The sequence below is a fragment of the Clostridium sp. UBA6640 genome, from assembly GCF_002455975.1.
GTDB lineage: Bacteria > Bacillota > Clostridia > Clostridiales > Clostridiaceae > Clostridium_J.
In genome coordinates, this window is record NZ_DKLM01000055.1 from 1 (window position 1) to 7,769 (window position 7,769).

The window sequence follows — 7,769 nt, forward strand, 5'->3', positions numbered from 1 at the left end:
CTATCCATTACATCAACACCCCCTGGTATAAAAGATCATCAACTGCTCCTTTAAAAGTTTTCCATTCTACTTCTTTTTCTTTTAAAAGTTTAATTCCAGCTTTAGTAATTTTATAATATTTTCTTTTTCTTCCTTCTTCACTTTCAACCCAATAAGCCTCAACTGCATTTTCCCCCTCTAAACTATGGAGTATAGGATATAAGGTACCTTCTTTAAAAGTAAAAATTCCACTGGACTTTTCTTCAATTTCCTTAATCATCTCATAACCATACATAGGTTTTTCTTTTAAAAGACTTAAAATTAAAATTACCGTGCTCCCTTTTAATAGTTCTTTACTAATTTTCATAATTCCACCTCCAATACATAGATTTACTATGCATAGTAAATCTATGTATATAGTAAACCATATATTTCATGAGGTCAAGTGAAATATCACCTTCTTAAGATAAATATTTTATAATTTCATGTAATCGAAAATAAAAATTTCACCCAATAAAAAAGAAGAAATCGATACTTGATTTCTTCTTAAAACTGTCATAACTTCTTACATTAAAAAACTAGCAATTTTATTACTAGTTTTAAATTTTAAAATTGCTTTTTATGCATTAATTTTTAGTATCTAGCTTACTTAATTATTTCTGTTTCCTGATGACTTTAATGTTATAACCACAATTTCTGGTCTATTAAATATGCGTTGAGGGAATAAACTATTGCCTAGCCCTCTATTTACTATCATATAAGAATCCTTTTCTTTATAGAGTCCTTTAGTATATTTAGGGAAAACTCCTTGCATTGGAGCAAATAATCCACCTACTAGCGGAAGTCTAATTTGCCCTCCATGCGCATGACCAGTTAAAGCTAAATCAATATTTAAACTACTATATATATTAAATTTTTCTGGCCTATGACTTAAAAGCAGTTTAAAATTCTTCCCTTCTTTTGTTAAAGGCATAAGATAATTTTCTACAATATTGACTTCAGTATCTTTCCCATAACTACTTAACGGATCTTCTATTCCTATAATTTCTATACTTTGATTATTTATCTTTATTAGCTCCTTATGATTTCTTAAAACCTTTACTCCTAAAGTTTCTAATTCATTTTGTAGATAATCTACATTACCGTATCTCCATTCATGGTTTCCAGTTACATAATAGACTGGTGAAATCTTAACTAATTCTTTCATTAATTCTAAGCTAGGTATTTCATTATATCTTCTACTATCTATTAAGTCACCTGTAAATGCTATAATATCTGGCCTCTCTTTTTTAATTTTATTTATAATATATTTTTGATTTTCACCAAAGCTCTTACAATGCAAATCAGATAAATGTATTATTTTAATTTTATTATTATCTTCCATTTTACTATGTTCAATTTCTATATAACTTTTAACAATCGAATTATTTTCTAGGTATAAGAAAATCAACATAAGTAAAGTAACTACTACTATCTTCTTTAAAGTTTTCATAATTATTTTCTCCTTAGAATTCTTTTATCAAAATTTATTCAACAATATATGAAGAATTCCTCTAAAATTACTTTATAGATAAACTGCCTTAAAATTTAATGTATATCTCTATAGCATTTTATTGTAGATGTGAACGGTGTTCGTCAGCCTTTTTAATACGTCTTATAGTTTAACACTTATTCAATAATATATGGCGAACACTATTCACCGCTACAGTTAATCAATTCTGAATTTCTCAGTTAATACTGAGAAATATCCGAAATTGCGAATTATGAACCGTGAATTTTGATTTTAGTGGTTTTAGCTGCAATACTAATAAATGTTAATTATTTCGGAGATAGATTAAATTTAGGAGTGATATATCTATAATATATGCTACAAGGTCAATGAAAATATTTCTTTATTATGTAATAAAAGCAGTAATACGTTTAATATAATTTAAAGTAGTGTTATATAAATAAATTTTCTAATAAAAGTTGATTTTCAATATGATATTTTATACAATATTAGTGATTTTAAGACAAATTTAGATAATTATACTTATTTTAAAATAAATTATTTGAAATTTAAAATATTTATGATATACTAAAAGCAATTGAATATTTTAAGTTTATGGTACTATTATTAGTATAATAGGGAAAGTGGTTAAAATCCACTACAGCCCCCGCTACTGTAACGAGGACGAATCTCGACCACTGAGCTTGTGCTTGGGAAGGTGAGAGGAGATTGATGCGTGAGTCAGGAGACCTGCCATAAACAACTTACTGTACCTTCGGTGGGAAGGAAAGTGGCGTTGATACTTAAATAAACTATTATGATTTAGTATACAAACTCACTTATTGTGAGTTTTTTTATTTGCGTAATATTTGTGTAAATATACTAGGTAAGGGTACATAAGCTAGGAGATGATTAATGGATGATTCAACTAATAGGGCTAAATAAAGAAGTTGATATAGAAACACGAGGTTGCTTTAGCATTGCTAGCAATGTATTAGAAGAAAATCTATTAAAACTGAGAGGAATTTGTGATGAAGTAGTTATACTTTCTACTTGTAATAGAACAGAAGTTTATTTTACTTCTGAAAATGTAGACGAAAACATTATAAATAATATTTTTACAATATTAAGTTGGGACATAGATAATAAAAAACATATATTCCACTCAACAGGTGAAGCTGCTATAAAGCACTTAATGGAGTTATGTTGTGGCTTTCATTCTAAAATTTTAGGTGAAGATCAAATATTAGGTCAGGTTAAAGATGCTTATTTTGCTGCTGTTAAAGCAAATAGTTTAAAGGGGATTTTAGAAAGACTTTTTACTAATGCTATAGCTTGTGGCAAGGAATTTAAAACTGCTACAACTCTATATAAAATTCCTGTTTCTGCATCTTCAATTGCTGTGAAAGAAGCTATAAAAAGAAATAAAAGAAATTATATGATTCTAGGCTTTGGGGTAATGGGAAAGCTTTGTTATAAAACACTAATAGGAAATGATAATAATTTTGATAACATATACATTGTAGGAAGAAATGTAGAAAAGATTAAAAAAGATGAATTATTAACCTGCAATGATAAAGTAAAAATAATTTCTGTGGAATGTAGGAAGCAATATTATGATTTAGTTGATACCATAATAAGCTGTACTTCATCACCTGATGCTATTATAACCAAAGATGAAATTCCAAGTGATAAAGAATTATTAATATTTGATTTGGCAGTTCCTAAGGATGTTGAAAAAGATGTAGAATTACTTAAAAATGTCACAGTATATGATATAGATAAAATCCATATAATTGATGAGGAAAATAAAAAATTAAGAAAAACTATAATGGATAATCATCAATATATAATTGAAAAATACATAGAAGAATATAATGAATGGAGAACTCTTAGGAGCTTGTCCCCTCATATCATTAGTATGATAAATAAAGGTAATTCTATTTATAAGAATAGATTTAAAACCTATACTCAAAAAAAATACACAAAAGATAATGATAAGTTGGTTGAAACTTTAATTAAAAGCACTAGTAATGCTTATATAAATAGAGCCATTGAAGTTTTAAAAGAGGAAACTTTAAAAGGTAATGGAGATGAAACATTAAAATTAATACAAAAAATCTTTTGTGATATAAATTAAAATAAGGAGGAAGAAAATGAATTCAGAAAAAAGTTTTAAAATTTTTGAAGAATCGAAAAAATACATACCAGGTGGAGTTAATAGCCCTGTTAGAGCTTTAAAAGATATGGGTATAACACCTCCTGTGATAAAAAAAGGTGATGGTGCATATATATTCGACGAAGATGGAAACAAGTATATTGATTTCATCGGTGCTTGGGGTCCTATGATATTAGGACATAATGACGCTGATGTTATCAATGCAATAAAAGAAACTTGTGAAGAATCTATAGCCTTTGGCGCACCAACAGACTTAGAATTACAACTTGCAAAACATCTATGTGAAACTTTAGATAACATAGATTTGATAAGAATGGTTAACTCTGGTACAGAGGCTACTATGAGCGCAGTAAAACTAGCAAGAGGATATACTAATAAAAATAAAATAATAAAATTTGCTGGATGTTATCATGGACATTTTGATGGATTTTTAGTAAGTGCTGGTTCAGGAGTAATGACAGAAGGTATTCCTGGCAGTGCTGGTGTACCTCAAGAAAGTATAAAAAATACATTAATAGCTTCTTACAATGATATTGACAACATAAAAAGCATCTTTGAAAAATATGGTGATGATATAGCTGGTGTTATTATAGAACCTATTGCTGGTAATATGGGTGTAATAAAAGCTACTAAAGAATTTATGAAAGAATTGGAATCTCTATGTAGAAAATATAGTGCTTTATTAATATTTGATGAAGTTATGTGTGGCTTTAGAGTTGCCTATAAAGGAGCTCAAAGTCTTTATGATGTAACACCTGATATAGTTACTTACGCTAAAATAATGGGTGGTGGACTTCCTTGTGGCGCCTATGGCGGCAAAAGAGAAATAATGGAAAACCTTTCACCTATGGGACCTGTTTATCAAGCAGGAACTATGTCTGGAAATCCTATAGTTATGGCTGCAGGACTTGCAACTGTACAAAAACTACATTCTCATCCAGAATACTATGAACACCTTGAAAAGTTAGGTAAAAAGCTTCAGGATGGACTGGTTAAAATAGCTAGTGAAAAAAACATTCCTATAACTATAAATAGATGCGGAGCTATGATGACTATATTCTTTACAGATTTAAAAGAAGTGAAGAACTATGAAGATGCTAAAACTTGTGATACAAAATTATTTTCAAAATTTTATATGCATATGCTCAAAAATGGTATCTATATTGCCCCATCTCAATTTGAGGCATTATTCTTATCAATAATTCATACTGAAGAAAACATAGACAAATTCTTAGATGTTTTCAAAAACTTTGATTCCAATCAATAGTCTGATCAGCTATTGATTTATATAGATTTTTAAAGGCCTTTAATCTATTTTATTACAATTTGTAGCAGTGCTTTAAAACTTATTAAATTTATAATTATATACTAACGTAATTATATTTATATTTTACTGTGATTAAATTTTAACTAATTTCTTTAAAGCATTGCTATTATAAAAGATGGAGGGTTTAATATGAAAAAAAGAAATATTTTATTGTTAGGTTTCATACTTTCAATAGTTATGCCTTATAGCGCTTTTGCAATGCATATTGCAGAAGGATTCCTAAGTCCACTTTGGTGTATAGTTTACTTTGTTTTATCCGCACCATTCTTCTTCTTAGGGGTTAGAGCAATTAATAAAAGAACATATAATAATCAAGATTTAAAGATGCTTTTAGCACTTACCGCTGCCTTTTGCTTTGTTTTATCTGCATTAAAACTACCTTCTGTATCTGGAAGTAGTTCACATGCTACTGGTACTGCCCTTGGAGCAATTTTATTTGGACCTTTTGCAATGACAGTAATAGCATCCCTAGTGCTACTATTTCAAGCTCTGTTATTAGCTCATGGTGGTTTAACAACATTAGGTGCAAATGTATTTTCTATGGGTATTGTTGGACCAATAGTTGCATTTTCAACATATAAATTATTTAAAAATAAGAATAAAAAAATAGCTATTTTTTTAGCAGCAGTTTTAGGTGATTTATCCACTTATGTTATTACTTCAGTACAGATGGGACTTGCTCACTCTGGAGGAAATTTTATAAATGCTTTCACAAAATTCATTTCAATATTTGCAATAACTCAATTACCACTAGCTATAATTGAAGGTATTATTACTGTATTAATATTTGAATTTGTTGAGAAGAATTCTAAGAATGAACTATTAGCTTTGGAGGAGATGGTATAAATGAAAAGAAAAAATATTATACTTGTATTGATTTGTATTTTTCTTGTAATCGCTCCCCTTGCCTACTATGGTTCTACTAGTGAGTTTGTAGGCGGAGATGATCAAATGGAAGAAGTAATTTCAGAAATAAATGAAGATTATGAGCCTTGGTTTAGTAGTATTTGGGAACCACCTTCTTCTGAAATAGAAAGTTTACTATTCTCTGTTCAAGCAGCAATAGGTGCAGGATTTGTAGGCTTCTATATAGGCAAGAAAAAATCGTGCTCAAAAATATAATAGCTTATTCTAAAATAAGTAGTCAAATACATAGGCATCCTTTTGAAAAGCTATGCCTATGTATTTTTCCCATTATTATCTTAGGATTTTCCGATACTATAATCCCAATTATATTAAACATAATAATCTTTATTTTTCTGCATAAAAAAGTCAGCAATCCAATGAATATAGTTTCAAAGTTTTCCTTTGGAGCTTTTATATTTGCTTTGATGTCATCAATAACTTTTATATTTACTTATGATTTTAATTATATTTTATTAATATTATTAAAAAGTTTTTCTGGTGGACTTTGTATTGCATACCTTTCTTTAACTACACCATTAGACCATATTTTATATCTATTCTCCAAAAGTAAGAATCTTAGAGAAGTTTGTGATATAGCTAAAAATATGGAAAGATACATATTATTGATTGATGATGAAGCAAAATTACTATACAATGCCATGAAATCTAGAAGCGGTTTTACAACCTTTAAATTAAAAGTTGTAAATACAGGAAAAATGCTAGGTTTACTATTTTTTAATACCATGAAAAGATGGGATGAAATAAAAGAAGGCTTAAACTCTAGATGTTATAGAGGAGCTCACTATTATAGTAGTTTCGATTTTACTATAACTGTTAAAAATTATGGATACATTTTTATTTATAATATTATTTTAATAATGATGATTCTAATCTTATAAGAGTATTGCAACTAAGGTTGAAATGCTCTTTTTTTATTTTTGTTTAAGATTATCTTTATAATATATTGCTGAAATCAATAATAAAATTAAAATTTAATAAAAACAATTATTAACATTTTTTTACTATTTAAAAACCTTTAAAGATTTCAAAGGCTTTTTTAAAATAATATGATATTTCGTTATTTGTTTAACATTTTTTCTAGTAATATTGATTTTATAATTGCAAATATTTTTAATTCTTTAATATTTTTATAATAAAAATATTAATTCTAATATAGAAATTCAAAAAATCATATATAGGCATAATAGCAATTTGAAACTTTTTTTGCCTTATAAAGTTACTTATTAAATAATTATACTGCATAACGTGAATTTTTCATGTATATTACCTATTTTTTTGCACTAAATGATTGTAATAAATTATTAATAGTTAATTTTTTAATTATTCTTAAATTTAATTGAAAACTTACCATTTATAATGTAAAATATTAACAATATATTGAAAGAGGAGGATTAACATGAGTAATGAAATAAGAAAACCTAAACTTTTTGAAGCGTTATTGCCAATTATTTTTTTAGCGGTATGCCTCTCTGTTGGAATAATATTATATGAATCAAGTCCTCATATTCCTTTAATTATCGGCTCAATAGTTGCGTCTTTGGTTGCACTTAGATTAGGATTTAAATGGAAAGACTTAGAGGATGCATTTATAAACTCTATTCAAATGTCTATGCAGGCAATAATTATTTTGATGATAATTGGAATTATTATTGGTTCTTGGATTCTTAGTGGAACAGTTCCTACTATGATATATTATGGACTTAAGATTATTTCTCCTAGCATATTCCTACTTGCCTCCTGTATTATGTGCTCAATAGTTTCCCTAGCTACAGGTAGTTCTTGGACTACTGCCGGAACTGTTGGTATAGCACTCCTAGGAATTGGCCAGGGTCTTGGTATTCCAGCTCCTATGATTGCCGGCGCTATTA

The 7,769-nt window shown here is 28.0% G+C and carries 7 protein-coding genes, 1 pseudogene and 1 riboswitch; of the genes and pseudogenes, 6 read left to right on the plus strand and 2 right to left on the minus strand.

The window, feature by feature from the left end; genetic code table 11:
• Window positions 1-7 precede the first annotated feature (7 nt).
• Both B2W91_RS05875 and B2W91_RS05880 read right to left on the minus strand, forming a co-directional pair.
• Window positions 8-346, minus strand: a complete 339-nt coding sequence (locus tag B2W91_RS05875; protein WP_291579376.1) for a PadR family transcriptional regulator — start codon at window positions 344-346, stop codon at window positions 8-10.
• Between the two features lie 282 nt (window positions 347-628).
• On the minus strand, window positions 629-1,471 hold the full coding sequence (locus B2W91_RS05880) for a metallophosphoesterase (RefSeq protein ID WP_291579377.1): 843 nt from the start codon (window positions 1,469-1,471) through the stop codon (window positions 629-631).
• A 596-nt stretch (window positions 1,472-2,067) separates the two neighbouring features.
• A riboswitch (cobalamin riboswitch) is annotated at window positions 2,068-2,240 on the plus strand.
• A 147-nt stretch (window positions 2,241-2,387) separates the two neighbouring features.
• Between B2W91_RS05880 and hemA the strand changes: the two genes are divergently transcribed.
• The 6 genes and pseudogenes from hemA to B2W91_RS05910 all read left to right on the plus strand — a co-directional run.
• Window positions 2,388-3,608, plus strand: coding sequence for a glutamyl-tRNA reductase (gene hemA / locus B2W91_RS05885; RefSeq protein WP_291579379.1), 1,221 nt, complete (start codon window positions 2,388-2,390; stop codon window positions 3,606-3,608).
• Between the two features lie 16 nt (window positions 3,609-3,624).
• Complete coding sequence (gene hemL, locus B2W91_RS05890) at window positions 3,625-4,914, plus strand: glutamate-1-semialdehyde 2,1-aminomutase (RefSeq protein ID WP_291579381.1); 1,290 nt, start codon at window positions 3,625-3,627, stop codon at window positions 4,912-4,914.
• Between the two features lie 189 nt (window positions 4,915-5,103).
• Entirely contained in the window at window positions 5,104-5,820 is a 717-nt protein-coding gene (locus B2W91_RS05895; protein ID WP_291579383.1) for an energy-coupling factor ABC transporter permease, read from the plus strand.
• Window positions 5,821-6,096 carry an energy-coupling factor ABC transporter substrate-binding protein gene (locus tag B2W91_RS05900; RefSeq protein WP_291579385.1) on the plus strand — a complete coding sequence of 92 codons (276 nt, stop codon included), beginning with the start codon at window positions 5,821-5,823 and terminating at the stop codon, window positions 6,094-6,096.
• The gene (locus B2W91_RS05905; protein WP_291579386.1) at window positions 6,081-6,779 is read left to right on the plus strand and encodes a CbiQ family ECF transporter T component; all 699 of its coding nucleotides are present in this window, start codon (window positions 6,081-6,083) and stop codon (window positions 6,777-6,779) included. Before B2W91_RS05900 ends, B2W91_RS05905 begins: the two co-directional genes overlap by 16 nt.
• Before the next feature lie 518 nt (window positions 6,780-7,297).
• A pseudogene (locus B2W91_RS05910) lies at window positions 7,298-7,769 on the plus strand (sodium:proton antiporter); the annotation flags it as partial.